The 24,395-nt window shown below is 66.4% G+C and carries 19 protein-coding genes; 7 read left to right on the plus strand and 12 right to left on the minus strand.

The annotated features are described in order from the left end of the window. Nucleotides 1-3: 3 nt before the first annotated feature. From MWM45_RS11545 to MWM45_RS11575, 7 genes are all read right to left on the minus strand, one after another. Nucleotides 4-219: a hypothetical protein gene (locus MWM45_RS11545; RefSeq protein ID WP_247826566.1), complete on the minus strand. Its 216-nt coding sequence runs from the start codon at nucleotides 217-219 to the stop codon at nucleotides 4-6. Nucleotides 220-251: 32 nt separating this feature from the next. Beyond that, nucleotides 252-1,193, minus strand: coding sequence for a type II secretion system F family protein (locus tag MWM45_RS11550; RefSeq protein WP_247826567.1), 942 nt, complete (start codon nucleotides 1,191-1,193; stop codon nucleotides 252-254). Continuing rightward, complete coding sequence (locus MWM45_RS11555; protein ID WP_418909688.1) at nucleotides 1,190-2,047, minus strand: type II secretion system F family protein; 858 nt, start codon at nucleotides 2,045-2,047, stop codon at nucleotides 1,190-1,192. Before MWM45_RS11555 ends, MWM45_RS11550 begins: the two co-directional genes overlap by 4 nt. Continuing rightward, the gene (locus MWM45_RS11560) at nucleotides 2,044-3,270 is read right to left on the minus strand and encodes a TadA family conjugal transfer-associated ATPase (protein WP_247826568.1); all 1,227 of its coding nucleotides are present in this window, start codon (nucleotides 3,268-3,270) and stop codon (nucleotides 2,044-2,046) included. Before MWM45_RS11560 ends, MWM45_RS11555 begins: the two co-directional genes overlap by 4 nt. Before the next feature lie 944 nt (nucleotides 3,271-4,214). After that, on the minus strand, nucleotides 4,215-4,535 hold the full coding sequence (locus tag MWM45_RS11565; RefSeq protein ID WP_247826569.1) for a GYD domain-containing protein: 321 nt from the start codon (nucleotides 4,533-4,535) through the stop codon (nucleotides 4,215-4,217). 389 nt (nucleotides 4,536-4,924) lie between these two features. Then, nucleotides 4,925-6,097 carry a glutathionylspermidine synthase family protein gene (locus MWM45_RS11570; RefSeq protein WP_247826570.1) on the minus strand — a complete coding sequence of 391 codons (1,173 nt, stop codon included), beginning with the start codon at nucleotides 6,095-6,097 and terminating at the stop codon, nucleotides 4,925-4,927. 1 nt (nucleotide 6,098) lies between these two features. Next, the gene (locus MWM45_RS11575) at nucleotides 6,099-6,545 is read right to left on the minus strand and encodes a tRNA-dihydrouridine synthase (RefSeq protein WP_247826571.1); all 447 of its coding nucleotides are present in this window, start codon (nucleotides 6,543-6,545) and stop codon (nucleotides 6,099-6,101) included. Nucleotides 6,546-7,043: 498 nt separating this feature from the next. On the opposite strand from MWM45_RS11575, the gene MWM45_RS11580 reads away from it, so the two are divergent. Together MWM45_RS11580 and MWM45_RS11585 are read left to right on the plus strand one after the other, a co-directional pair. Then, nucleotides 7,044-7,979, plus strand: a complete 936-nt coding sequence (locus tag MWM45_RS11580; RefSeq protein ID WP_247826572.1) for a carbon-nitrogen hydrolase family protein — start codon at nucleotides 7,044-7,046, stop codon at nucleotides 7,977-7,979. 1,037 nt (nucleotides 7,980-9,016) lie between these two features. Then, nucleotides 9,017-9,199 carry a hypothetical protein gene (locus tag MWM45_RS11585; RefSeq protein WP_247826573.1) on the plus strand — a complete coding sequence of 61 codons (183 nt, stop codon included), beginning with the start codon at nucleotides 9,017-9,019 and terminating at the stop codon, nucleotides 9,197-9,199. A gap of 313 nt (nucleotides 9,200-9,512) precedes the next feature. Here the strand turns inward: MWM45_RS11585 and MWM45_RS17780 are convergent, their stop codons facing one another. Further along, nucleotides 9,513-9,845 (minus strand): hypothetical protein, encoded by a 333-nt coding sequence (locus tag MWM45_RS17780; protein ID WP_418909689.1) that lies wholly within the window; start codon nucleotides 9,843-9,845, stop codon nucleotides 9,513-9,515. 413 nt (nucleotides 9,846-10,258) lie between these two features. On the opposite strand from MWM45_RS17780, the gene MWM45_RS11595 reads away from it, so the two are divergent. From MWM45_RS11595 to MWM45_RS11605, 3 genes are all read left to right on the plus strand, one after another. After that, nucleotides 10,259-13,135, plus strand: coding sequence for a hypothetical protein (locus tag MWM45_RS11595; protein WP_247826574.1), 2,877 nt, complete (start codon nucleotides 10,259-10,261; stop codon nucleotides 13,133-13,135). A 68-nt stretch (nucleotides 13,136-13,203) separates the two neighbouring features. Then, nucleotides 13,204-15,795: a GH25 family lysozyme gene (locus tag MWM45_RS11600; protein ID WP_247826575.1), complete on the plus strand. Its 2,592-nt coding sequence runs from the start codon at nucleotides 13,204-13,206 to the stop codon at nucleotides 15,793-15,795. 1,001 nt (nucleotides 15,796-16,796) lie between these two features. After that, nucleotides 16,797-16,937 (plus strand): hypothetical protein, encoded by a 141-nt coding sequence (locus MWM45_RS11605; RefSeq protein ID WP_247826576.1) that lies wholly within the window; start codon nucleotides 16,797-16,799, stop codon nucleotides 16,935-16,937. 138 nt (nucleotides 16,938-17,075) lie between these two features. Here MWM45_RS11605 and MWM45_RS11610 read toward each other — a convergent pair whose 3' ends face one another. From MWM45_RS11610 to MWM45_RS11625, 4 genes are read right to left on the minus strand one after another with little or no spacing between them, the layout of a single operon-like run. After that, complete coding sequence (locus tag MWM45_RS11610) at nucleotides 17,076-18,512, minus strand: lipopolysaccharide biosynthesis protein (protein ID WP_247826577.1); 1,437 nt, start codon at nucleotides 18,510-18,512, stop codon at nucleotides 17,076-17,078. Then, nucleotides 18,512-19,408 (minus strand): glycosyltransferase family 2 protein, encoded by an 897-nt coding sequence (locus tag MWM45_RS11615; RefSeq protein ID WP_247826578.1) that lies wholly within the window; start codon nucleotides 19,406-19,408, stop codon nucleotides 18,512-18,514. The genes MWM45_RS11610 and MWM45_RS11615 overlap by 1 nt, the downstream gene beginning before the upstream one ends. Beyond that, nucleotides 19,405-19,815, minus strand: a complete 411-nt coding sequence (locus MWM45_RS11620; RefSeq protein WP_043441141.1) for a DUF2304 domain-containing protein — start codon at nucleotides 19,813-19,815, stop codon at nucleotides 19,405-19,407. The genes MWM45_RS11615 and MWM45_RS11620 overlap by 4 nt, the downstream gene beginning before the upstream one ends. Further along, complete coding sequence (locus MWM45_RS11625; protein WP_247826579.1) at nucleotides 19,812-20,585, minus strand: glycosyltransferase family 2 protein; 774 nt, start codon at nucleotides 20,583-20,585, stop codon at nucleotides 19,812-19,814. The genes MWM45_RS11620 and MWM45_RS11625 overlap by 4 nt, the downstream gene beginning before the upstream one ends. A gap of 197 nt (nucleotides 20,586-20,782) precedes the next feature. Between MWM45_RS11625 and MWM45_RS11630 the strand changes: the two genes are divergently transcribed. Both MWM45_RS11630 and MWM45_RS11635 read left to right on the plus strand, forming a co-directional pair. Then, a complete protein-coding gene (locus MWM45_RS11630; RefSeq protein ID WP_247826580.1) occupies nucleotides 20,783-22,864 on the plus strand; it encodes a DUF6541 family protein in 2,082 nt (693 codons plus the stop codon). Between the two features lie 197 nt (nucleotides 22,865-23,061). Then, complete coding sequence (locus tag MWM45_RS11635) at nucleotides 23,062-24,324, plus strand: serpin family protein (protein WP_247826581.1); 1,263 nt, start codon at nucleotides 23,062-23,064, stop codon at nucleotides 24,322-24,324. The last annotated feature ends 71 nt before the right edge of the window (nucleotides 24,325-24,395 follow it).

Consider the following 24,395-nt stretch of genomic DNA (forward strand, 5'->3'; position numbering starts at 1 on the left):
GGGCTAGGGCGAGACCTGATCGATCGCCTGGTTGAACAGGCCCTCGAGGGCGGGTCCCGCGATGGCCAGCAGGGCGGCGACCAGGACCGCCGACATGAGCGTGATCATCACCCAGCCGGGCACATCCCCCCGTTCGCGGTCCCCGGACCTGCTCAGCAGGACCGCCGTGATGCTCAGGAGGAGGTGGGCGAGGCGCGAGGCGCTGGTCGGGATCTTCATGGCGTTTCCCCTTCGTTGGTGTGGTTGCAGTATCAGAAGCCGAGGTTGATCAGGGCGATGCCCGGGTAGACGGCGAAGAGGACGGTCAGCGGAAGGACACCGAACACCAGCGGCACCATCATCGCGATCTCCTTCTTGCCGGCGGATTCCATCAGCTCGCGCTTCGCCAGGTCGCGGACGTCCTGCGCCTGGGCGCGGAGGACGTCCGCGAGCGGCGTTCCGCGCTGGACCGCGACCGTGATGCCGTCGACGAACCGCGCGAGCGGGGCGAGGCGTGTGCGGTGCGAGAACTCCTGCAGGGCCTCCACGAGCGGCTTGCCCGCGCGCGTCGCGGCGAGCACGAGGGCGAACTCGCCGGCCAACTCCCCCGTCGCCGTCCTGCAGATGCGCTCGAGCGCGCCGGTCGTGCTCTCCCCCGCCGAGACGGCCAGGGCCATGAGCTCCGCGAGGCTCGGGAACTCGGCGAGCATGCGGGCCTCGCGTCTCTTGACCTCGGACGAGAGGACGTGGTCGCGGCCGACGAACCCCAGGACGGCGCAGGCGAGGACGATCACGACGGCGAGCGGCACGTTGACCGACCCCGAGGCCGCCAGGAGCACCGTGACCAGCGTCGATGCGGCGAGTCCGCCCGCGGCCCAGAGCAGCTGCTGAGCCCGGAAGTCCGCGGCGGTCTGCGCACGGCCGGCCTGGGCGAGCCTGCGCTCGAGGGTTGCGGCCGCCGGGTTGAAGCGGTGCGACCACGCCACGGCGTCGGCGAGCAGGGGGCGCACGATCCGCTCGAGCGGCCCGAAGGGCGTGACGTTGCCCGGCGCGTCCGCGAGCAGCCTGGACCGCAGGTCCACCGCGCGGAGTTGGGGTGCGATGCGCTGCGTCAGGGTTGTGGCACGCATGGCCGGGAGCCGGACGACGACCAGCCATAGGCCTGTACCGAGCAGGAGACCGCACAGCATCGCCAGCGCGAGCGCCGGTGTCATCGGAGCACCCGCTCGTCCTCGGGCAGTGCCCCGATCCGGAGCATGATGCGGTAGCAGACGACGGAGACGACGAGTCCTCCCAGCAGCACCACCGCGCCGCCGGTCGTGTTGTAGGCGCGCACCGCCTCCGGCCGGGTGGACAGGAGCATGAGGACGAACCAGGGCGCCGCGACGGCGAGGCGGGCGGCGTTGATCGTCCAGGACTGCCGGGCCTCCAGTTCGCTGCGGGTGCGGGCGGCGTCCCGCAGGAATTCGGACAGCGTGCCCAGCAAGCGGCCGAGGTCCGACCCGCCCACCTCCCTGGTCATGCGGAGTGCCTCGACGATGCGGTCGGCTACCGGGTCCGCCAGCCGTTCCTTGAGCCGGTTGAGCGCGTCGTCGAACCGTCCGCCCGCACGGTAGTCGGAGCCGAAGGCCCGGAAGGCGGCCCTCAGCTCGACGGGTCCTTTCTCGCCGAGCTGGATGAGAGCCTCGGGAAGCGAGAGCCCGGCACGGATGGCCGACCGGAGATGGTCCACGACGTCGGGCCACAGCTCGCGGAGCGAGGCGGTACGTCTGGCCGCACGCCATCGCACGATCGAGAACGGCATGAATCCGCCGAACAGCGCGAAGCACAGTGCGATCGGCGCCGAGCCGGTGAGCACGAACCCGATGAGCAGCACGACCAGTCCCGTGGCACCGCAGGTGGCGAGCAGTCCGCGGCCCGAGACCCGCTCCACTCCCGCACGCAGGAGCAGTTCTTCGAGGGGCTGCCGCCGCGTGGGGGCCCGACGTTCCCCCGCGGGCCGCTCCCAGCACGACCACCACATCAGGAACAGGCCGACGCCGAGGCCGACGCCCGCCGCCGTGGTCACGCCCGCGCGCCCAGGATGGATGAGACGTCGACGCCCGCGGCCGCGAATTTCTCCTCGGCCGGCATACCGGTGGCCGTCAGCTCCAGGCTTCCCTCGATCCGCGTGAAGACCGGGGAGGACTCGATGACGCCGTTCTCCACGCGCCGTCCGAGTGCCATGATCTCGGTGACCCGGCGCCGGCCGCCGGGCAACCGGGCGCAGTGCACCACGAGGTCGATGCAGGAGGCGACCGTCGGCACCACGAAGCTGCTGGAGATGTTCTCGCCTGCCAGGAGCGGCAGCGTGCAGATCTTGGTGATGGCGTCGTGCGCACTGTTGGCATGGACGCTGCACATCCCGGGCAGTCCACTGTTGAGTGCGATGAGCATGTCCAGGCTCTCGGCCTCGCGCACCTCGCCGACGATCAGCCGGTCCGGCCGCATCCGAAGGGCCTCCTTCACGAGGCGCCGCAGCGGGATCTCCCCGTGACCTTCGAGGTTGGGTTGGCGGCACTGCAGGCCGACGACGTCACGCAGGGGCAACTGCAGTTCGAAGATCTCCTCGACGGTGATGACCCTCTCCCGTGGGCCGATGGAGGCCCCTAGACAATTGAGCATCGTCGTCTTGCCGGACTGGGTGGCCCCGGAGACCAGGATGTTCAGGCCTGCGGCGACAGCCGTCCCGAGGAACCGCGCGGCGTGGGGAGACAGCGAGCCCAGCTCGACGAGGTGCTCGAGCCTCGAGGCACGCGCGATGAACTTCCGGATGTTCACGGACCAGTGGTTGCGGGTCACGTCGGGGATCACGACGTGCAGCCTGGAACCGTCGGGCAGGGAGGCGTCGACGAACGGGGAGGACAGGTCGAGCCGCCGCCCGGAGGACTTCAGCATCTTCTCGACGAGGTCCCGGACCTGCTGGTCCGTCAGCGACAGGGCCGTGAGCTCGGATTCTCCGTCCCGTGCAACATAGATCTCCGCGGGCGCATTGATCCAGATCTCCTCGATGGTCGGATCATCGAGGAGCGGCTGGAGTGCCCCGAATCCGGCGACGGCGTCGTAGATCTGCTGACGCGCGGCGTCCGGCCGACCGAGCGGCGGGAGGACCCCGAGCATGGAACGCTCCTCGTAGTCGGCGACGGCGTCGTGCACGAGGAGTTGCACCTCGCCGACCTGGCGGGCGGGATCGAGCCCGCGCCTGCGGATGAGTTCCCGTACCTCGCCCTCCACCAAGCGAACAGCATCCATCGATGTCCCCCATATGTTCGCCCGCCGACGTCGATCCGCCGTCCGGGCCCGGAATTGCATCCGCCGGCCTCACCCTACTGAACGGAGCGCTGCCCGACCAGAGCAGTCGCCGCATGTGCACAACCACGGCTACTGCCCCGGCAAGATCCTCGAGGAGCTTGTTCGCGAGTTGAGGACCCGCCGCAAACCGGAAGGATGCCGGGGAACGTGAGCCCGAGGGAGCCGTCACTCGTGACGCTGAGCAGGCCCATCAGGCCGACTCAGAGCGAAGTGGCGATAGTGACGAGACTGGTTATGATGCGGATGCCTGGTCCTCCGGGCGCAATGGTCCCGGTCCTACCACCGCGGACCTGGCTGCATGGATGGCGTGGTCCACCGGGCGGTCGCCGTGGAAGTACCCGGAAGGGGCAACCCTTCAGAGGACGTGGGCCCCTCCATCCCAACCCACGTCATGGGCCATACCGAACACATCGGGTATCGCAGCGTGAACCTTGCCCGCCGTCCGATCGAACTCAAATCCGGGGTAGAGCACCCTGTCTTCCAGCTTGATGCCGTTACGTCCCAGGACAGGAGGGCAGAGAAGCTGGCGACGACCTCGTCGTCGGTCGGCGTGGTGATTGCGCGACCTCAGCAGCAGCGACGCGCGGACGGCCGTGGTGCGCGATGAGGAGCACTCCGCCAAGCAGGGCGAAGGCGAGCAGCGTCTGACTATTGTGGATGGGCGCTGTCACGCCGAATATGAGTGCTGCGAGGATCATCAGGAGATGAGCGATCTTCAAGGTCGTCATGTATAGGCAATGCGTGCGAGTCCCTGGAAAAAACCAACTGATCACGCACATGAGCTTGGACACATCCGACTGCCCGACTGCACGCACAAGAGACCGCCGGTTTGCTGTCATCCTCGTCGATATACAGCCCGAGAGATAGGGCGCTGCCCGAACCTGCTACTGGCCGGGTGCCCGATACGACGGCGTCTTGCTTGCTGCTGCGTCGAGATCCTCGGGCGTCATGAGGGGTGTGAGGCGCAGATTCACGGCGCCGCTGGAATTGATCATCAGTGACAGTGACGCTGCGCTGGGTTGATCGGGTACGTCGAGTACGCCGAGGACATCCGTTTCACCGAATGCGTAGTAGAAGCACTCGAGTGATCCCCCCACGGACTCCAGTGCCTTGACGACCGCGTCACGACGCTTGGACCCGCCCTCCTTCATGAGGCCTTTGATGCCCTCGCCCACATAGTTTCCTTGAAACAGATACTTGGTCATGGTTGGTTCCTGTTCTGCTCAGGCCAGAACAGAAACCCATTCGCACGCCCAGTACATCCGATGAGTGAAGGGTTCTGGAGTTCTCCCCGACCGGGGTTGTACGCCGAGTGTAGGCCCCTCCCTTGGGGCTGACAACGGGCGGCAGCCCCGTCTTTCCAAGCACAGTGCAACCGGTGCGCTCACAGCCCAGGCCGACGTCCGCGCCAGAGGTGAGACCCGCCAGGGGAAGAGCAGGGCTCTTGGCAACGCTGATCCCTCAATTCCGCCACCTTGTCCGTCACCCTTTCACGGAGGACCGATGGGTCGGATACACGCCGGCGGCCCCCTCGTCGATCGGCGGGTGTCGTATCGGGCAACGAAGCAGAAAAAAAGCACTTATCGCGGGTCCCCTACCAGGTGCTCGTCGAGACATCGATGACGTTGGGGACGAACCGGCAGAAATAGTCGGTGATGTATCCGTCGGATTCGCGGATGCCGACACCGACGGACTCACCGTCGACGACCCACGCGCCGAGGACCGGCCTGTTGCCGTCGAAGTCGGGTAGTGGGCTCCACGCCTGATAGCACCAGCCTTCGGCCCCGTAGTCGCCGGGCTGCTCGGTGTCGACGCCCTTGGCGTGGATGCGGATGTTGTCGCCCTCCCGGCCGTGCAGGGGCTTGGCGACCCACTCCTCCATGCCGTTCGGTCCGTCGAGGTAGGACGGCAGCAGGTTCGGGTGGTCCGGATAGAGGTGCCAGAGGGCGGCCAGGAGCGCCTTGTTGGACAGGAACATCTTCCAGGCTGGTTCGAGCCACCGGGTCATCACGGGCCAGTCGAGGATCTTCTGGCCGAAGTCCTCCTTCATCATCAGCTCCCACGGGTAGAGCTTGAAGATGTTGCTGATGGCCTTGTTGTCGAGGTCCACGAAGCGGTGCTGCCGTGCGTCCCAGCCGAGGTCGCTCATGTTGATGCCCACAGTCTCCCAGCCGGCCTGGGATGCGACGTCACGCATGTAGGCGGCCGTCATCCAGTCCTCGCCGGATTCCTCGACCTCGGTGTGGGCGACGTGCAGCCGCGGGCCTTCCAGGCCGCCGCGCTGCTTGTCCCACGCTTTGATGAGAGCCTCGTGAATGCCGTTCCACTGGTCGCTATCGGGCTTGACGTCCTGGAGCCAGAACCACTGGGCGATCGACGCCTCGATGAGGCCGGTCGGGGTATCGGCGTTGTACTCGAGCGTTTTCGGCGGGTTCACGCCGTCGTAGGCGAAGTCGAAGCGGCCGTAGATGGCGGGTTCGCTGCGAGCCAGTGAACCGGCGGCAAGCCGCAACGCTTCGGCGCTGATGCCGATGTTGCCCATGGCGCCGGTGGCGAGATAGCGGGCCGCCTCGATGCACATGCCGTGCAACTCCTCGGTGACCTTCTCCAGCATCTCCACCTCGGCGAGGTCGAACTGGTAGTAGGCACTCTCGTGCCAGTACTCGATCTCGGAGCCATCGGGCATGATCGTCGTCGAATAGAGCAGGCCCTGGCTGGCAATCTTGTCCTTCCAGTCCGGGCGCGGGGTCGAGAGGACACGCTTCATGTCAGCCCCCCATGCTTCCGGAGCGACCGCCGTTGCCACCGGACTTCACGCTGCTGCCGAAGCCGCCACGCGTGACGGACTGGCCGTCGCCGGCAAACCCGTTCCTGGCGGTCGTTCCCGAGGGGATGCTCGTGGTGCCGCCGGAAACTTTGCCTCCGACGCGCGGGATGACCGTGCTGCTACCGGAACTGTTCAGGACCATGGGCAGGAAGTACCACCCGAAGTGGCTGCTGGAACGCCCTTCCTCGCTGCATTTGCTGTCCTCGACACGCTCCTGGGTGGTCCTGTCCTGGCACACCTGGGCATAGTCCTCGTCGATGACGTCGCCCGAGGGGGTGCAGCCGGTGAGAAGGGCGCTGGCCAGGAGGGCGGTGACGCCGAGGGCTAGAGACCCGGTGCGGCGGGTGTGGTTCGAGATGCCCGAGGTCGAACTTTGGGTGCTGGTCATCGTCGCTTTCGCTGGTCGGCCGGGTGCTTGACCCGAATGTGTGCGGTCGCGCGTGGGTCTCTTCCCGAAACGAGGGCGACACCGTCGAGAATCTGGCAGCTTCTACTTCGAGTGTCCTCCCCTTCGAGTGACAAAAGGAAAAGCGACAAGCTGATCGATCAGCTTGCCGCCTCGTCATGTTGGAGCACCTCGCTCGCCGGGATTCGAACCCGCCTGCTGAGGGACGACAGGTCACGTGGTGCTGCGACGGCGATCTGAGGTGCAACCTGATCGAGCTGCCAAACCAGTTCATTCCTGCCTGTCTCGCAGTCTCCTCGAGGATGCGCAAGATATGCCCGAGGTAGGACCCAGCTTCTGACGGACACCTCCTGTTGCGATCTCGTCACACCGATCCGGATGACCTGCGGTGTCGGGCTACGCGTGAGCCCTGGCAGTAGTGCCGGCCACTGCAACGCTGCGATATTGACGGGGTGCTGGCCGAGGCGCAGACTGTGCGCCATGTCCGCAGATACTGTGCGCATCGCAGCAGTCCAGGCCACACCTGTCATCCTCGATGCGGAGGCGTCAATATCCAAAGCGCTCCGTCTCCTCGACGAGGCATCAAGGGAGGGCGTGAAGCTCGCGGTCTTCCCTGAACTGTTCATCCCGCTCTACCCCTCGGGGGTCTGGGCCTATCAAGCGGCCAAGTTCGACGGATTCGATGACCTGTGGACCCGCCTCTGGGCCAACTCCATCGACGTCCCCGGCCCACAGATCGACCGGCTCATCGAAGCATGTGCAAAGCACGACATGTACTGCGTCCTGAGTGTGAACGAACGGGAATCCGCGAGGCCCGGGAGTCTCTACGACACGATGATCCTGCTCGGTCCCGAGGGTTTGCTCTCGAAGCATCGTAAGTTGATACCCACGATGCACGAACGCCTGTTCTACGGTATCGGGCCAGGACATGACTTGAGTGTCGTCGAGACTCCATTCGGCAGGGTTGGAGGCCTGCTCTGCTGGGAGAACCGCATGCCTTTGGCCCGGTATGAGCTCTACCGTCAGGGCGTGCAGATCTTGGCTGCCCCGACGGCGGATGACTCAGAAGGCTGGCTTTCCACGATGAGCCACGTGGCTATCGAAGCCGGCGCCTTCGTCGTCTCGGCCCCTCAATACATTCCCCGTTCTGCGTTTCCCGATGACTTCCCGGTTCCGTTGCCCGAGGATGGCCAGGCGTTGGGACGGGGTGGAGCGGCGATCTTCGAGCCCCTTGACGGCCGTCCGATCGCCGGTCCTCTCTATGACCAGGAAGGGATGGTCGTGGCAGACGTCGATCTGAACCACACCCTGACCGCTAAGCGGATATTCGACGTCGTGGGGCATTACAGCCGCGAGGATGTCCTCTACCCGCCGGCGGCACCCAGCCAGGCCCCGGGAGGCCCCCTTCGGCCGTGACACAGATCCTCACAGGAAAATAATCATTAAGCCCGGCCCCGTTGGCTACAGCACACTCAACCAAGGTTCGGCTTCAACGCTCACGAGTACCAGAGCTGGAAAACAAGTAGCTGATACTCATGACACTTACGGGAATGCCTTCCTAACGTTCTTGTATGGGATACACGGACCACCACTGCCAGCTCTGCGGAGACGAAACCGACACGCTGTTCTGTGAGGACTGCACGTAGAACAACCACGGGAACACCCCATCTCCGTAGAGGTGGGGCCCATCCGGTCGGCCACTAGAGCGTGGCGATATTCCACTCCCTGAATGGGAGGATCCAAAGCTCCCCCGTATCCCGTCGTGCAGCGAGAGATGCAAGGAACGCGTCCATTTGTGCGGCGGTGATGTAGTTCGTGACCCCCACGTACTGTGGGTGAGCCCGAATAATCCAGCGGCCTCTCTTCGCGACGGCGCTGTTCAAGCGTGTTTTCACCGAGTCGATGCCGGTCTGCCCAGCGTCCAACCACCGACCGTTGGACCCAATCGGAATGTGCCCGTCGAGCGGCTGCAACTGCCCGAGGCGGGTTACCTGCCCGGCGACGCACGCGTGGCCGCCGATGATCAGCCACCCCGCCGCGTGTACGCGTGGGTCCGCTCCCACCCAGGCAATCAGGGTCCGAGCAGCAGCCATCTCGTAGACAGCAACCGCTTTGAAGATCTCCTTTCTCGAGCCACACTTCTGCGCTCGGCAGGAGGGCTGGGTGTGGCGTAACGCCGGCACACCCGTCTATCCCCTGAGGCAGACGCGCCTCGCACAAGACGCGCAAAACTTCGCGGATCACTGGAACCGTCACGGAAGCGTCATATTCTTGCGAAGCCGCCCGCCACCCGGGCCGGCCCAAACCATGCCAGTTGATCGCACCGCACCACTCAAGGAAGAAAGTGAACGAACATACCGACGTCGTGACGTGATCGAATGATAAACAGCCCCCGCAGACCATCGTTAGGAAGCAGAAGCCCAATAAAACTAATTCTTAGTGAATTTCGCATCATGGGTTACGATGATCGCCTCGTGCTTATCGGAGCAGTGCGGGAAGCAGACGAGCATTTCAATGTGAAGGCCGCTCCGCTCGTAATGCCGATCATCGTCATCGTGCTCGGTATCGTCGTTGCCGAGTTGTCCGGACCTGAGAATGCAGCTCTGTTCGTATCCCTGTTCGCAGTAGTCTTCTAGGAGTACTGGTGTACGCGATTCGAATATCTCGACGGGAAGAAAGCAAGTACGAGGGATGGAAGTTCATCCTCGACGATGTGCATAAAACCAGGACGGCTTTGGAGCAGAAGGCGGAGACATCGGTTCCGCCACTGCCACGCAACTCATCTGCAGACGTGCAACCAGCGGCTATATCGCCCTCCTGAGATCATGCATTCAGAACCACACAGCGCCCTCACCCTTGAATGGGCGGGGCGCTGTTGCTTGAGCGAAACACCTAAGACTTCGCCTGTTGCCTTAGATGTTGATCGACCAGCGGAAGGTCGCCGCTTCCTCAGAACGACGGCACGGGGTGGGGTCGGGGCAAGTCCCCCTGCCTTTCCTGAAGGCACTCCTCTGGCATAGTGCCTATCTCTCTAGTTGATCCCCACGCCCACAGGGGGTCATCCCCTCCCCCTCCAGGGGTCGCCGCTCCTCTGATCCAGATCTCCTCGATGGACGGATCATCGAGGAGCGGCGGGAGCGCACCGAGCATGGAACGCTCCTCGTAGTCGGCGAGGGCGTCGCGCACCAGGAGTTGCACCTCACCGACCTGGCGGGCGGGATCGAGCCCGCGCGTGCGGATGAGTTCCCGCACCTCGCCCTCCACCAAGCGAACAGCATCCATCGATGTCCCCCATCTGTTCGCCCGCCGACGTCGATCCGCCGTCCGGGCCCGGAATTGCATCCGCCGGCCTCACCCTACTGAACGGAGCGCTGCCCGACCAGAGCAGTCGCCGCATGTGCACAACGCCCGACGCCGCCGGGACGATCACAGCAGCGACTTCCGCGCAAGGACGACACACCCGCGCGGATCCGGACAGAAGCGCAGGTTTTGCCTAAGATTCCGGTTTCACTTCCGAAACGTTAGTCACGTAGGTCACAGAACTGTAGTCTGCACGGGAATTCAACCACCTGGCTGACGCCCGGATTCTGCTGGAGAAACCTGTGACTTTGCCCTCCCCCGTTCGGCTCCTGTGCGCGGCCCTGCTGTCCTTCGGACTTCTGAGTACCGCGGTTCCCGCAGTAGCAACCAACACTGTGACCACCCCGTCGCCGTCGCCGTCGACGACAGCAACGCCGACCGCCCCGCCGACCGCTCCGGCTCCTTCGACCGCCAGGACGCCGGCCCCTCCCTCGCCGGCCCCCACGCGGAGCGCGGCTCCCGCCCCGGCGGCGACGACCGCGCCGACGGCCCCTGCCCCCACCAAGACCGCAGCACCTGTGGAGCAGCCCGCGGCGCGGGACGAAGTGACCTCCTTCGTCCCGGACCTGAAGTGGAATCCGCTCGACGAACCCGGCTCGAATGCCCGCTATGGAGAGCACTACACGGAGCCGGTCACGCCGATGAAGGCGGCGTCACCCCTGAACCTCGACGGCAGCGGAGGGAATGCGGCGCTCGCCCCGCGCTCCGGAGCCTTCAAGGTCACGCTGGTCACCGTGCAACTGTCGGGGAAGACAGTTGCCGACACCAATGCGATCAACATGACGGCGGCCCGCAACTCCATCACGAACGCCGACGCGTACTGGAAGTCGGTCTCCGCCGGGCGGCTGTCGATGACGAAGGTCAACGAATACCGCCACGTCTCCAAGGCCAAGATCACCGACTCCTACGGCACGATCATGGCGACCGTGACAAAGGAGCTGAACTGGCAGTACCGCCCCTACGAAGCCCTGGTCATCTTCGTCCCGCACGCGGACCTGAACTACAACGGGTCCTGGGGCATCCTGGGCGGCGGCTTCACGGACGGGCCGACCACCGGTCGCGTCATCATGCCCTACCCCTCCGCACTCACGAACAACGTCGTCACGCACGAGTTCGGGCACGTCCTCGGCCTGCACCACGCGAACTCGCTGGCCTGCACGAGCGGCCGCGCCGACGCTCCGAGGACGGGCGGTTCATGGGCCGATCCGGCGTGCTGGTCCTCCGAATACAGCGACATGTCGGATCTGATGGGCTACGCCCAGGTCAGTTCCCCGGTCATCAACGCGTTCATGTGGGAGTACGGCGGCTTCGGGTCCGGCTCGGACATCCGCGATATCGGGACACCGACGGACAGTCAGCGGGTCACCCTGAAGCCCTGGGCCGGCGGTGATCCCGCGAGGGCCGTGAAGTTCACCGATCCCGTCAGCAAGGAGGTCTACTACCTCGAGTTGCGGGTGCCCGTCGGATTCGACAGGACCAGTGCCGTCGGTGGCAATCAGGGCGTGAAGATCACCAAGCAGGACATCCTCGGCTGGGACGGTAACGCCTCCGTGGTCCTCACCCCGAACAGCAGGCTGTCCGGATACTCGCACCGCTCGCTGACCTGGGCGGCAGGACAGACGTTCGTCACGCACTCGGGAACACGGGTGGAGATCAGCTCCATAGCCCTCCCCGCGAACCAGCCGCAGAATGCGAGTGCCATCGTGACGATCACTCCGCCCGAGACGAACGCCACGCGTGCGGCGGCGGCTATCTCGGCGCTGGTCTCTTCTGCTCCGGAGCTCGGTGCGGTGAAGTCCGGTGTGGTCTGTGGCCTGGTCGATGGAGGGTGCTACCAGGGATTCAACAACGGCACGGTCATCTGGTCCTCCGGGACGGGTGCTGTGATCTCCCTCAACGGCCCCATCCGCAGTGCATGGGTGAGCGCCGGAGCCCAGAACGGTGTCCTGGGCTACCCGAAGGCCGCCCAGGTATGCGGGATCCGCGATGGCGGCTGCTACCAGTCCTTCCAGAAGGGCGAGATGTTCTGGTCCGAAGCCTCCGGAGCCGAGATCAGCAAGGCCGGCGCGATCCGCACCGCCTACCGCGCCGCAGGCGCGGAGAACGGAGCCCTGGGCTTCCCCGTCGCCGCGGAGATCTGCGGGATCCGCGATGGCGGCTGCTACCAGTCCTTCCAGCGGGGCGAGATCCTGTGGTCCCCGGCCTCCGGAGCCCAGATCAGCAAGGCCGGCCCGATCCGCACCGCCTACCGCGCCGCAGGAGCCGAGAACACCATCCTCGGCTACCCCGTCACCGCGGAGATCTGCGGCCTCAGGGACGGCGGCTGCTACCAGGCCTACCAGAACGGGGAGATCCTCTACTCCAGCAAGACCGGAGCGCACATCAGCAGGGCCGGCGGGATCCGTGACCTCTACCGCAGCTCCAAGGCCGAGAACGGCGTCCTCGGATTCCCCGACGGCGAAGAGACCTGCGGCCTGAAGAACCGCGGCTGCTACCAGGCCTTCCAGGGCGGCGAGATCTTCTGGTCCCCCACCACCGGAGCCGAGATCACCTATAACAGCCCCATCCGCACCACCTACCGCACGGCAGGAGCAGAGAACGGCATCCTGGGCTACCCCGCGAACGCACAGATCTGCGGGATCCGCGACGCAGGGTGCTACCAGTCCTTCCAGGGCGGCGAGATCTTCTGGTCCACCGCCTCCGGAGCCGAGATCAGCAGGCAGGGCGGGATCCGCGACCTCTACCGATCCATGGGAGCCGAGAACGGCCGACTGGGCTTCCCCACCAGCGCCGAGATCTGCGGCCTGCGCGAGGGCGGCTGCTACCAGTCCTTCCAGGGCGGCGAGATCCTCTGGAGCCCGAGCACCGGAGCCAAACCCGTCACCACCGGATCCATCCGCACCGCCTACCGCAGCGCCGGCGCCGAGAACAGCTCCCTCGGCTACCCACGGGTCAACGAGATCTGCGGCCTGCGCGAGGGCGGCTGCTACCAGTCCTTCGAGGGCGGCGAAGTCCTCTGGAGCGCCAAGACCGGAGCCAGGATCACCGCCGAAGGGCCGATCCGCACCACCTACCGGCAGTCCGGCGCCGAGAACGGAGCCCTCGGCTACCCCACCAGCAACCAGACCTGCACCACCAGCACCCGCTGCACCCAGACCTTCCAACGCGGAACCCTCACCTGGACCCCCACCACCGGCGTCAGAAAAACCTGACCCACCCCCACCGACCACCAGTACGCGCGCCTGCGGGTGCAGTCCCCGAATACATAGGTGATTCCACGATGACAACCAGACGAACCTCTACCCTGGCCGGCGTCGCTGTCCTGCTGACAGCGATCCTCATCGGTCCCGTTGCCCCTGTGTCGGTAGCACCGGCCCTCGCGATCGAGAACATCGACGGAGCTCCGCCGGCCGCTCCGACCACCGTCGCCGAGGCCCCGGCCGGCGATGAGGCCCCCGTCGACGACGGGAAGGCCGCCGAGGTGGAGCCCTCCGCCCTTCCGAAGGATGTCCTCGAGCCGGCTGCGGACGAGGCGGAAGAGACGGAACAGCAGGGTCTCTCCGCGATGGCGCCCGAGGAGAGGAACGCCTCCATGGGACAGGGACTCGCACGGATCGCCGAGACCGGCGACCCCCAGGTCCCTCGCGCCGCGGAGTCGCGCGACAGCCGTCCCGATGGAACGGAGGGCGTCGAATCCCCCTCGGACGAAGGTTCGGCCGCAACGAACTACTGGACTCCGGGCGGAGTCCTCGGTGTGGATGTGAGCAGTCATCAGGGGAGGTTCGTCGACTGGCCGTCGGCGTGGAGGTACGGTTCCCGCTTCGCCTACGTGAAGGCGACCGAGAACAACGACTACGTCAACCCCTACTTCTCCGATCAGTACGCAGGGTCGGCTGCGTCGGGGATGTATCGGGGTGCGTATCACTTCGCCCTACCGAACATGTCCTCGGGTTCTGAGCAGGCGAAATTCTTCGTCAGGAACGGTGGAGGATGGAGCGCGGACGGCAAGACCCTCCCGCCCCTCCTCGACGTCGAGTTCAATCCCTACCCGTCACTGGGCAACACCTGCTACAACATGACGCCGTCCCAGATGGTCGCATGGATCGCCGACTTCTCACGGGAGATGCAGGTGCTGACCGGTCGTAAGCCGATGATCTACACCGCGGCCAGCTGGTGGAACCAATGCACCGGCAACTCCACGGCGTTCGGCGATCACGCGCTGCACATAGCGCGCTACGGGACGACCACCCCCGGCACGATGCCCACCGGGTGGACCAAGCAGGATGTCTGGCAGTATACGGACAGCGGCCCGGTGATCGGCGACTGGAACCAGTGGAACGGGGATCTCGCGAGCCTGGACACCTTCGCCAGGAACACCTCGAACTCGCCGGAAGCGCGTGCGGCGGCGGCTATCTCAGCGCTGGTCTCTTCTGCTCCGGAGCTCGGTGCGGTGAAGTCCGGTGTGGTCTGTGGCCTGGTCGATGGAGGGTGCTACCAGGGATTCAACAACGGCACGGTCATCTGGTCCTCCGGGACGGGTGCTGTGATCTCCCTCAACGGCCCCATCCGCAGTGCATGGGTGAGCGCCGGAGCCCAGAACGGTGTCCTGGGCTACCCGAAGGCCGCCCAGGTATGCGGGATCCGCGATGGCGGCTGCTACCAGTCCTTCCAGAAGGGCGAGATGTTCTGGTCCGAAGCCTCCGGAGCCGAGATCAGCAAGGCCGGCGCGATCCGCACCGCCTACCGCGCCGCAGGCGCGGAGAACGGAGCCCTGGGCTTCCCCGTCGCCGCGGAGATCTGCGGGATCCGCGATGGCGGCTGCTACCAGTCCTTCCAGCGGGGCGAGATCCTGTGGTCCCCGGCCTCCGGAGCCCAGATCAGCAAGGCCGGCCCGATCCGCACCGCCTACCGCGCCGCAGGAGCCGAGAACACCATCCTCGGCTACCCCGTCACCGCGGAGATCTGCGGCCTCAGGGACGGCGGCTGCTACCAGGCCTACCAGAACGGGGAGATCCTCTACTCCAGCAAGACCGGAGCGCACATCAGCAGGGCCGGCGGGATCCGTGACCTCTACCGCAGCTCCAAGGCCGAGAACGGCGTCCTCGGATTCCCCGACGGCGAAGAGACCTGCGGCCTGAAGAACCGCGGCTGCTACCAGGCCTTCCAGGGCGGCGAGATCTTCTGGTCCCCCACCACCGGAGCCGAGATCACCTATAACAGCCCCATCCGCACCACCTACCGCACGGCAGGAGCAGAGAACGGCATCCTGGGCTACCCCGCGAACGCACAGATCTGCGGGATCCGCGACGCAGGGTGCTACCAGTCCTTCCAGGGCGGCGAGATCTTCTGGTCCACCGCCTCCGGAGCCGAGATCAGCAGGCAGGGCGGGATCCGCGACCTCTACCGATCCATGGGAGCCGAGAACGGCCGACTGGGCTTCCCCACCAGCGCCGAGATCTGCGGCCTGCGCGAGGGCGGCTGCTACCAGTCCTTCCAGGGCGGCGAGATCCTCTGGAGCCCGAGCACCGGAGCCAAACCCGTCACCACCGGATCCATCCGCACCGCCTACCGCAGCGCCGGCGCCGAGAACAGCTCCCTCGGCTACCCACGGGTCAACGAGATCTGCGGCCTGCGCGAGGGCGGCTGCTACCAGTCCTTCGAGGGCGGCGAAGTCCTCTGGAGCGCCAAGACCGGAGCCAGGATCACCGCCGAAGGGCCGATCCGCACCACCTACCGGCAGTCCGGCGCCGAGAACGGAGCCCTCGGCTACCCCACCAGCAACCAGACCTGCACCACCAGCACCCGCTGCACCCAGACCTTCCAACGCGGAACCCTCACCTGGACCCCCACCACCGGCGTCAGAAAAACCTGACCCACCCCCACCGCGAGGGGCCGACAGGGAGACAGAAGGAAGGACCTGGGGTCGCGACGGCCCGTCCGGGCATCCGGGAGACGATCCCGACGAGGAGGAGTCCGAGTGATCGACCATGGCTGCTCGGGCAGTCCCCGGCGCGGCGGGCCCGACGTCTCCTGCCCACCGCACTGCTCGTCGCCACCTGTCCCTCCTGGTCGCCGCGATCTACCTGCCCGCGGATCGCCTGATGGCGACGGCGCGGGAGGGACGCCCGCCCGGGTGCAGGAGTTCACGGCCGGCGGGCGTCGCCGCAGCTGCCTCTGCGTGGTGCATGGACGAGCGCTTCCTCGCGCGTCTCCACGTCGCAGGCATCGCCCAGCGCACCGGACCCGGCTTCATCGGCGCCGCCGCACCGACGTCCGACGAATCGACGGAGGTCCAGGGCTTTTCTCGCGGCGGTTCCGGTGGGGGCACGGTGGGGATCATCGCGTCCGGCGCCCGGTTACCGCTCTGGTCACCCGACACCCTCCGGGGGTCGCCCCGGTCCGGACGGCCGGGACCATCTCCCACTCGCCCCACTTGGAGCACTGGCCCGTCATATCGCGCTGCCGGCGATCATCGATCGTTCGCCGGGTACCTCCGGTCCCTCCCTCCCTGAGCCTCGCCGTAGCGGCCCGTGCTCCTGACAGTTCCGGCAACCATGACGGTCCCATGACCTGCGCCGGCCTCATCATCGCTGCCGCCTCCGCTCAGGCGGCAGAAGCACGGCGGCTCGACGCGCGGTCCGGAGCCGACTGCTTCGGCGCCGGTACCCTGTCCGCGGTGCGACTTCTCGGACGGCGTGGACGACGCCGAGACCGTCTGGCTGGTCGGTGATTCCCACGCGGAGCAGTGGAAGGCCGCGATGCTTCCGCTCGCGCGAGAATCACTGGAAGGTCACCATCAGTCATCTCCGCGGGTGTCCGTACGTCGATGTGAAGCGTTCCGCCTTCATAGGATCCGAGACGACCGACGGGAAGGTGCAGCTACGGTGTCTGGAGTGGAGCCGGTCGGTCTCGGACCGCGTCCTCGCCGCGCCACCCGACATCGTGTTCCTGTCCTCCTTCGCCGTCGGCGAGGAGATCGACGACGGCCCCGGCCGCCCGCGCGTCGGGCCGTAGAACCGCGTTCTGCCCGGAGGGCACCTGTGACGCGGTGACCGGTGGCCTCCACATCTACTTCGACCGGGACCATCTCGCACGGAGTCATGTCCGCTCGCTGATCCCGGCATTCGCGGAGCGGTTCGCCGCCGTCGCGCTCTAGTGCTGCGCGGAGCCCGACGGCGTCTGCTCGGTCTTCCGCCGGGACCGGAGAAGGAACAGCGCCACCAGGACGGCGACGACCACGGCGACCTCGACCACACCGGCGACGAGGCTGAGCGGGACGAGGCCGAGCAGGACCACGGCGGCCACCTGCACGCCGAGGCCTCCCAGGAACAGCGCAGCGGGCACGCTTCTGCCAGGAGGCGTCCGAAAGACCAACGCATAGGTCAGCAGGCCCAGGCACACGAACCCGAGCACCTGGATCATCGCCACCAGCACGAGGCCGGACTCCGAGGCGGGCCAGTAGGCGAGCAGGGCGACGACGAACAGGACGCAGGGCGTCGCGACGGCGAGGCGCCGCGTCCCGTTGGCGATGTACAGCAGGTTGGAGGACACGAGGAACAACGCGTAGCCGGTCGACACCAGCGGGAGCGTCATCGCGATCGGCCAGACGAGCGCGGGCTCGGTGGAGAGGACGAACGATCCCACGGCTGCTCCGGCGGAGGCCAGGAGCCCGACCGCCGCCGCCCAGCCCGCGGCTTCGAGGGACACGCGCCGGGTCTCTGCCACCAGCCGGTCCCTCCCGGCGGACATCATCCGGGTGGACCAGGCGTTGTTCAGGGCGTTCAGGATCGTGATCGGGCCCAACGCGAAGATCAGGACCGCCCCGAAATGACCCGCGTCCTCGACCGTGGCGGCATAGGCGAGGATCAGGACGGACCCCTGTGTGAGCAGCATGAGCGCACCCGTGTGCGGCAGTAGCGGGCCGGCGATCCTCAACGATTCGCCGCTCGATCCCGGCACCCTCCACGGCAGGCGCGGCCGGGCGAGGACGAGCGCCGCGACTCCGGTGGCCAGGACAGCGAGGCTGTAGGCACCCATATAGACCTCGGCGGTGGGCGCGATGAGGATGATCCCCACCAGACCGAGGAGATTCGCCATGACGGACGAGCCGATACTCAGCAACACGAAGCGTCCGGGCCGGTTCTGCGCGCGGAGGACGGCCTGTGAACCCAGGACCGTTCCGAGGACGCCGACGCTGACCACCGACAGGACGGTGGTCGGTGCCACACCCCCGTCACCCAGCGCGCCCAGGCCGAAGAGGCCGAGCACCGCCACGGCAGCCAGTACCGCTGAGGCGATGGCCATGAAGCCGTACATCCCCAGGGAGCGGTCCTGTCCCCGCTCACGCGCGAACCAGAGGTTCGTGATCGCGAGAGGGAGGCCTGCGGAGATGAGGACGACCAGGACCTGGATGGTCACCACCGACGTCGAGACGTACCCCCATTGCCGTTCGTCCAGGATCCTGATGGCGAAGGGCTGGATGAGCAGGAGCCCCAGCCCCTGGAGGAGCGACCCGACGAGGTACCACGTGCCGGAGACGCTCCGCTCGGCCCCTGCGGGCCGTGGCGTGGAGGACCTGCTGCGCACCACTATCTGGCGATGGCGTGAGCGGTCAGCTTGCGCATGCCACCCCACATACGGCGTCGGGCCACCTGGGGCAGAAGGGTCAGTGCATGGAGCCGGGACGACGCGTGCCGGCTCGCGGCGGTCGCGGCCCGCTCCCATCCGAGCTTCCGGAAGTCCTTGACGCACTCGTCGAAGAAAGCGCGTTCCTCGGCGAACCGGCGGCCGTCGAGGGCCCGCACGGAGGAGTCGGATTCGCGGTGGCGCCGGTAGAGGAAGCAGGTCTCCGCCAGGACGAGCATCTTCCCGCCCGACATGATGATGTCCGTCGCCAGGGCGAGGTCCTGCACGACGTCGTACTGCTCCCTGAAGCTGTGGCGCTTGATGGCTTCGGATCGCCAGGCGAGGGACGGGAAGTACAGCCAGTCGCCCGTGAGGAGGCTCGCGGCGAGCGGTTCGCCCTTCACGACCGCACTCGCGCTCTCTCCCACGAGCCGCCGGCGCAGGTAGCTCTTGACCCGATCGCCCACCGGTTCGTAGACGGTCCCGTTCTCGTCGATGACGTCGACGCCGGGCTGGATGATGTCCACGGCCTGCCCCGCGAAGCCCTCCTGGACCACGGAGAGGTAGTTCGGGAGCATGAGGTCGTCCGCGCCCATGATCACGACGTAGTCGTGCTCGATGAGGGACAGGCACTTCCGGTAGTTCGCGTTCGCGCCGAGGTTGACCTCGTTCCTGAAGTACCGGACGCGCTCGTCCGAGTCCGTCAGGGACTTGAAGTAGGCGGGCAGCGAATCGTCCGGGAATCCGTCGTCGACGATGGTCAGCACGAAGTCACGGTATTCCTGGTCGAGGACGGACTGTACTGCCGCCTTCATCATCGCCACATCCCCGTAATAGGGGAACATCACGTCAATAGTCATAGGTCTTTCCTCTGTTGGTCAAAGTTCATCGGGTTGTCGGTCCGGTTGCGGGGGACGTTGGTGGCAGTCGAGCCGCTCAACCGCTCCACTGCCGCACGGAGGATCGATACCTCTTCGGCGAGGATGCGGGTCTCGTCCTCGAGGATGGTCAGCTCGCGGGATACATGCAGGGAGACTCCCAGGAGAAGGAGGATGGCCAGTGCGAAGAGCAGATTGGCCGGGATGATCACTCCGACCGCGTCCGCGGCGAATTCCAGCATGCTGGGGAACAGCGCCAGGACGATCGACAGGCTGCCGATCACGATCCAGAGGATGGCGTACTTCTCGCGCAGTTTCCCGTTGCGCAGCATCACGAGGACGGCGACGACGATCAGGATGGAGGAGAACAGTGAAAGTGCCACGCTCATGCTGGTACGGGTCCTTCTCCTGCTATGTCCCCGGTCGAGGGAGCCTGGTGATCACGCGGAGTCTTTCTCCGGGCGAGGGCGAAACACAGGACCAGTCCGGACCGCGCGAGGTAGATCGCCGATTTCAACGGACCCTGGCTCGGGGTGCCGGCCTGGCGCGGTCTCATCTCCACGGGCACCTGGGTAACCGTACAGCCTGACTTGAGCGCGACGACGAGCGAATCGACCGTGTCACCGAGGTACTCCGCCGGGAAGTGCTCGATGTACTGGTGGAGGCCGCGCTGGTTGACGGCCCTGAAGCCGGAAGTGACGTCGGTCAGCCTGGTGCCCGCCACACGCGAGATGACCGCGGCGAGAAGCGACATCGCCCAGCGGCGCGGCCCTTTCGCCTGGTAGTCCCCCTTGCCGGCGAATCTCGCCCCGATGGAGATGTCGGCGGTCTCCAGGCCTTTCACGACCTTCGCGATCTCCTCGGGCATGTGCTGCCCGTCCGAATCGACCTGGATGACGCCCGAGTATCCGTTGCGGAGCGCGTACTTGAAGCCGGTGCGCATCGCGCCGCCGACCCCCAGGTTGAACGGGAGCTTCAGGACGACGGCCCCGGCCTCCGCTGCGATCCTCGCCGTGTCGTCCCGGGAGCCGTCGTCGACCACGAGGATGTCCATTGCGGGTTCCACACGTCTGATGTCCCTGATGGTGTCACCGATCGCCTCTGCTTCATTCCAGGCAGGCATGACGATCAGGATGCCGGAAGGCGGTCTGTTACCCATGATGTGCAATCATAGCAATAGGCGTCGCGACCCCGGTGCTCAGCCCGTGGGAGCCGCACATCATCGTCTGGCGCGCCTCAGGCAAGCCACCGTACTCCCCGGCTCGGGAGGGCCACGCAGGGCAACGATCTTCTCGTAGGGCTACCGCTGTGTCCTCCGAACGCGGCCCTCAGAAACACGACGAGGAGAATGACCATATGAGCTGGTGGGCTACCGCCCCTGCTTTCGTTAGCACGGTACTCGTATTCTTCGGGCCGGGACTTCTCGTCCTGGCAGCAGCCGGCGTCAGGAGGCTCAGCCTCGCCGCCCTCTCGGCGCCGATCTCGATGACGATCGGCTCGTGCCTCGCCGTGGTGCTGCCCTTCGTCGGTGTGCCGTTCAACCCCGTGTCCTACCTGGTCTTCTCCGTGTGCCTCGCCGCGGCGGTCCTGCTCGCGCGGCGGCTGCTCCTGAGGAACGATTCCGCAGGCCTCGGCTCGGTTCGCCGCTACGGGGACCTGGCCCTGGTGGACAACCAGCCGATGTCCCGTGACGGACTCCCCCGCTGGATCACGAGGGCGCTGGTCCCGGTCGCCATCGCGTTCCCGGCCGTGATCATCGGAAGTCGGTACATCGCGGGGTTCGGGGCACCGGAGAACTTCTCGCAGACGTTCGACAACGTGTACCACCTCAATGCGATCAAGCACATCGCCGAGACCCAGAACGGTTCGGCGCTGAGCCTCGGGAATCTGACCGAGGCCTCCCAGGCCTTCTATCCCGCCGCCATGCACGATCTCATGGCACTCGTGGTCATGATGACCGGCACCCCCGTACCTGTCGCGGTCAACGTCGGCACGATCATCCTCGGGGCCCTGGTGTGGCCGCTCTCCTGCGTGTTCCTGATCAGCCGGGTCATCGGCTACCGGCCCATCCCGCTGCTCGCGGCCGGCGTCCTGTGCGCGGGCATGAGCGGTTTCCCCTACATGATGGTCGCCTTCGGTGTCCTCTACCCGAACCACGCGGCCATCGCCCTCCTGCCGGCCGCCCTGGGGCTGGTCGTCGAAGCCCTCGGGATGACCCCCGGGCGTCGTCGCTCGTTCTCCCTCTCCGCCGGGCTGCTCGCGGTCGCGGTCGTCCCGGGCCTCGCTCTCGCCCACCCCAGTACGCTCCTCGCCCTCCTGGCGTTCGCCGGGCCGGTCGTCGCGGGGAGAGCGGTGAGGGAGTTCCAGGGGCACCGGGGCGGAACGGGCGAGCGCTCGCGCCCTGTCCTCTGGGGCATCCTCTTCGTCCTGTACGCGGGCGTCACGCTCGTCGCATGGCTGAAGGTCCGGCCGTCGCTGGCCTTCGCCCCCTGGACACCCTTCCAGACCAACGCCCGGGCGATCGGCGAGATCCTCGGAAGTGCCCCGATGGGGGCGACCACGGCGTGGGTGCTCCTGATCCTGACGGTCGCCGGAATCTACGTCGCGGCGCGGCAGTTCCGGGACATGTGGTGGATCCTCATGATGTTCGTCATCGGCGGCATCCTGTACATGGTGGTGTCGAGCTGGAGTCTGGGCTGGTTCCGTACCTTCCTGACCGGGGTCTGGTACAACGACAGTTTCCGCCTCGCGGCGCTGCTTCCCGTCGTCACGCTTCCCCTGAGCGTTCTCGGCGCCGAATGGCTGACGGGTCTCCTGCGGCGGATCGGGAAGCGACGGACCGCAGAGGAACCGGTCATCGACGGGGGCTCACACCCCTCCCCCGTGGAACGGACCCGCCGCGTGGTACCCAGGATCACCAGCAGCCCGATCACCGCTGCGGCGGCCGTCCTCCTCCTCGGGGTGGGGACCCAGGGAGGGACCCTGGCCGGAGTCCAGATCCGCATGGAGGAGGTCTTCGCGCTCGAGGAGGAATCTCCCCTCCTGACCACCGATGAGCTCGCTCTCCTGCAGCGCGTCCCCGATCTCGTCCCGGCCGACGGCGTGATCGTGGGCAATCCCCGGACCGGTGCGTCCCTCGTCTATGCCCTCGCGGACCGGCGCACCGTCGCACCCCATATCTTCGGGGACCGTACCGACGCCGAGCAGACACTCCTCGATCACTGGGACGAGGCCGGGTACAACGTGTCGGTCTGTGACGCCATCACGCGCGAGGGCGCCCTCTGGGCCCTTGATTTCGGCGATCAGGAGATCGTGCCGGGGGACGAGCCCTACATCGGTCTCCGGGCTTTGGAGGACGGGAGCGCCCCTGGCATCTCCCTCGTCGCGGAGGAAGGCGACGCCCGCCTCTACCGCGTCGATGCCTGCACGGAATCGTGATGCCGAGGGCCGGCGGACGACGCTGATCGACGTCGCGCAGGCCCCGATGGTGCCGTGCACGGGACGCTCCTATAAGAGTCAATACCCGAGCCGGGAGAGCGGCGACGGCTGAAGGACCGTGATGCGATTGTTCTGCGCGGACCGTAGACCTCGGTAGAAGTGGGGCCTACGGTGAAAGCTTCGACCAGGGAGCGTGCATGCGCAATCAGCAGTGGCGTCGACGTATCGCAGCAATGACCGCAGTAGGAGTGGCAGTAATTTTGACCGCGTGCTCGAGTGCTGCCCCCGAACAGCTTTCCGCCTCCGTAGAACGTGCCGTCGTCGCGCAGGATCAATTTTCCGACGCCGAGCAAGCGCTCCTGCGTTCATCGTTCCGGTTGGGAGCGGCGATGACCACGGACCCGGATACGAATCAGGTCACCAGCCCCTTGAGCGCTCTCTACGCGCTGTCGATGCTCCGCGCCGGCGCGGGCACCACGACGGCGGCGGAAATGGATGCGGTGCTCGGGTTGCCCATCGATCACCGCGACGAAGCGCTCAACGCCCTGATGGCGAGCGTCCAACAGTTCGACGGCGATCCGGGCGACGTGGATGAGGACAATCCACCCGAGGTTCCGCTGCTGCGCATCACGAATGCAGCCTTCGTGCCGGAAGACGACATCATCGGCCAGTCCTATCTCGAAACCCTCGCGCGGCACTACGGGTCTGGCGTGTACCCCGTGGACTTCGCAGCGCCCGAGACGCCCGGGCGCATCGACGCATGGGTCTCGGAGGAGACAGGCGGGCGCATCGACAAAGCCCCGCTGAAGGTCGACAGAAGGACGATCCTCAGTCTGCTCAACGTGGTGTTCTTCGCGGCGGCATGGGAGCAGCCATTCGACGAATCCGCCACCCACGATGACGATTTCAGGCTCGCCGACGGCACTATGGCGAGTGTGCCGACCATGCACGCCTCACCCGTGGTGCGGCACGCACGTGGAGAGGGCTGGTCGGGAATCGACCTGCCGTATCGAGAAGGCTTCTCCATGCGCCTGGTTCTCCCCGATGAAGGAACCGAGCCGCTGTGGTCGGAGGACGAGTTCGTCGCGATCGGGGCGACCCTCGACGCGGCGGAACCTCGTCCCGTCGAACTGGCACTACCAACGTGGGATCACGCCTATGACCAGGATCTGCTCGTGGTCCTGCGGGCCATGGGCCTCGACGAATCAATCGGAACTGCGCCCGACTTCGACGCGATCACACCGAACGCCTACGTGTCAGGAGCGGCGCAATCCGCAAACATCACCGTCGCCGAGAAAGGCACCGTGGCAGCCGCGGTCACGCAGATCACCATGGCGGAAACATCGGCTCCCATGGTGCCCGACCTGAGCATCTCCTTCGACAGGCCCTTCGGCTACCAGATCATCCACGAGGACACGGGCCTGCCCGTCTTCCTCGGGACAGTCGCAGACCCGCGCTAACGGCGAGACCAGAGTCAGCCTCCGCCTCGCCGGTGTGTGGGGCACGCGGCGAAGCGTAGGGGCTTCTGCCG

It is taken from the genome of Arthrobacter antioxidans, assembly GCF_023100725.1.
In the GTDB taxonomy this organism is placed as follows: domain Bacteria; phylum Actinomycetota; class Actinomycetes; order Actinomycetales; family Micrococcaceae; genus Arthrobacter_D; species Arthrobacter_D antioxidans.

Bases quoted from the DNA above. Each gene is read 5' to 3' on its own strand.
- MWM45_RS11545 (WP_247826566.1), bottom strand. From the start codon at position 219: ATGAAGATCCCGACCAGCGCCTCGCGCCTCGCCCACCTCCTCCTGAGC.
- MWM45_RS11550 (WP_247826567.1), bottom strand. From the start codon at position 1,193: ATGACACCGGCGCTCGCGCTGGCGATGCTGTGCGGTCTCCTGCTCGGT.
- MWM45_RS11560 (WP_247826568.1), bottom strand. From the start codon at position 3,270: ATGGATGCTGTTCGCTTGGTGGAGGGCGAGGTACGGGAACTCATCCGC.
- MWM45_RS11565 (WP_247826569.1), bottom strand. From the start codon at position 4,535: ATGACCAAGTATCTGTTTCAAGGAAACTATGTGGGCGAGGGCATCAAA.
- MWM45_RS11570 (WP_247826570.1), bottom strand. From the start codon at position 6,097: ATGAAGCGTGTCCTCTCGACCCCGCGCCCGGACTGGAAGGACAAGATT.
- MWM45_RS11575 (WP_247826571.1), bottom strand. From the start codon at position 6,545: ATGACCAGCACCCAAAGTTCGACCTCGGGCATCTCGAACCACACCCGC.
- MWM45_RS11580 (WP_247826572.1), top strand. From the start codon at position 7,044: ATGTCCGCAGATACTGTGCGCATCGCAGCAGTCCAGGCCACACCTGTC.
- MWM45_RS11585 (WP_247826573.1), top strand. From the start codon at position 9,017: ATGGGTTACGATGATCGCCTCGTGCTTATCGGAGCAGTGCGGGAAGCA.
- MWM45_RS17780 (WP_418909689.1), bottom strand. From the start codon at position 9,845: ATGGATGCTGTTCGCTTGGTGGAGGGCGAGGTGCGGGAACTCATCCGC.
- MWM45_RS11600 (WP_247826575.1), top strand. From the start codon at position 13,204: ATGACAACCAGACGAACCTCTACCCTGGCCGGCGTCGCTGTCCTGCTG.
- MWM45_RS11615 (WP_247826578.1), bottom strand. From the start codon at position 19,408: ATGACTATTGACGTGATGTTCCCCTATTACGGGGATGTGGCGATGATG.
- MWM45_RS11620 (WP_043441141.1), bottom strand. From the start codon at position 19,815: ATGAGCGTGGCACTTTCACTGTTCTCCTCCATCCTGATCGTCGTCGCC.
- MWM45_RS11625 (WP_247826579.1), bottom strand. From the start codon at position 20,585: ATGGGTAACAGACCGCCTTCCGGCATCCTGATCGTCATGCCTGCCTGG.
- MWM45_RS11630 (WP_247826580.1), top strand. From the start codon at position 20,783: ATGAGCTGGTGGGCTACCGCCCCTGCTTTCGTTAGCACGGTACTCGTA.
- MWM45_RS11635 (WP_247826581.1), top strand. From the start codon at position 23,062: ATGCGCAATCAGCAGTGGCGTCGACGTATCGCAGCAATGACCGCAGTA.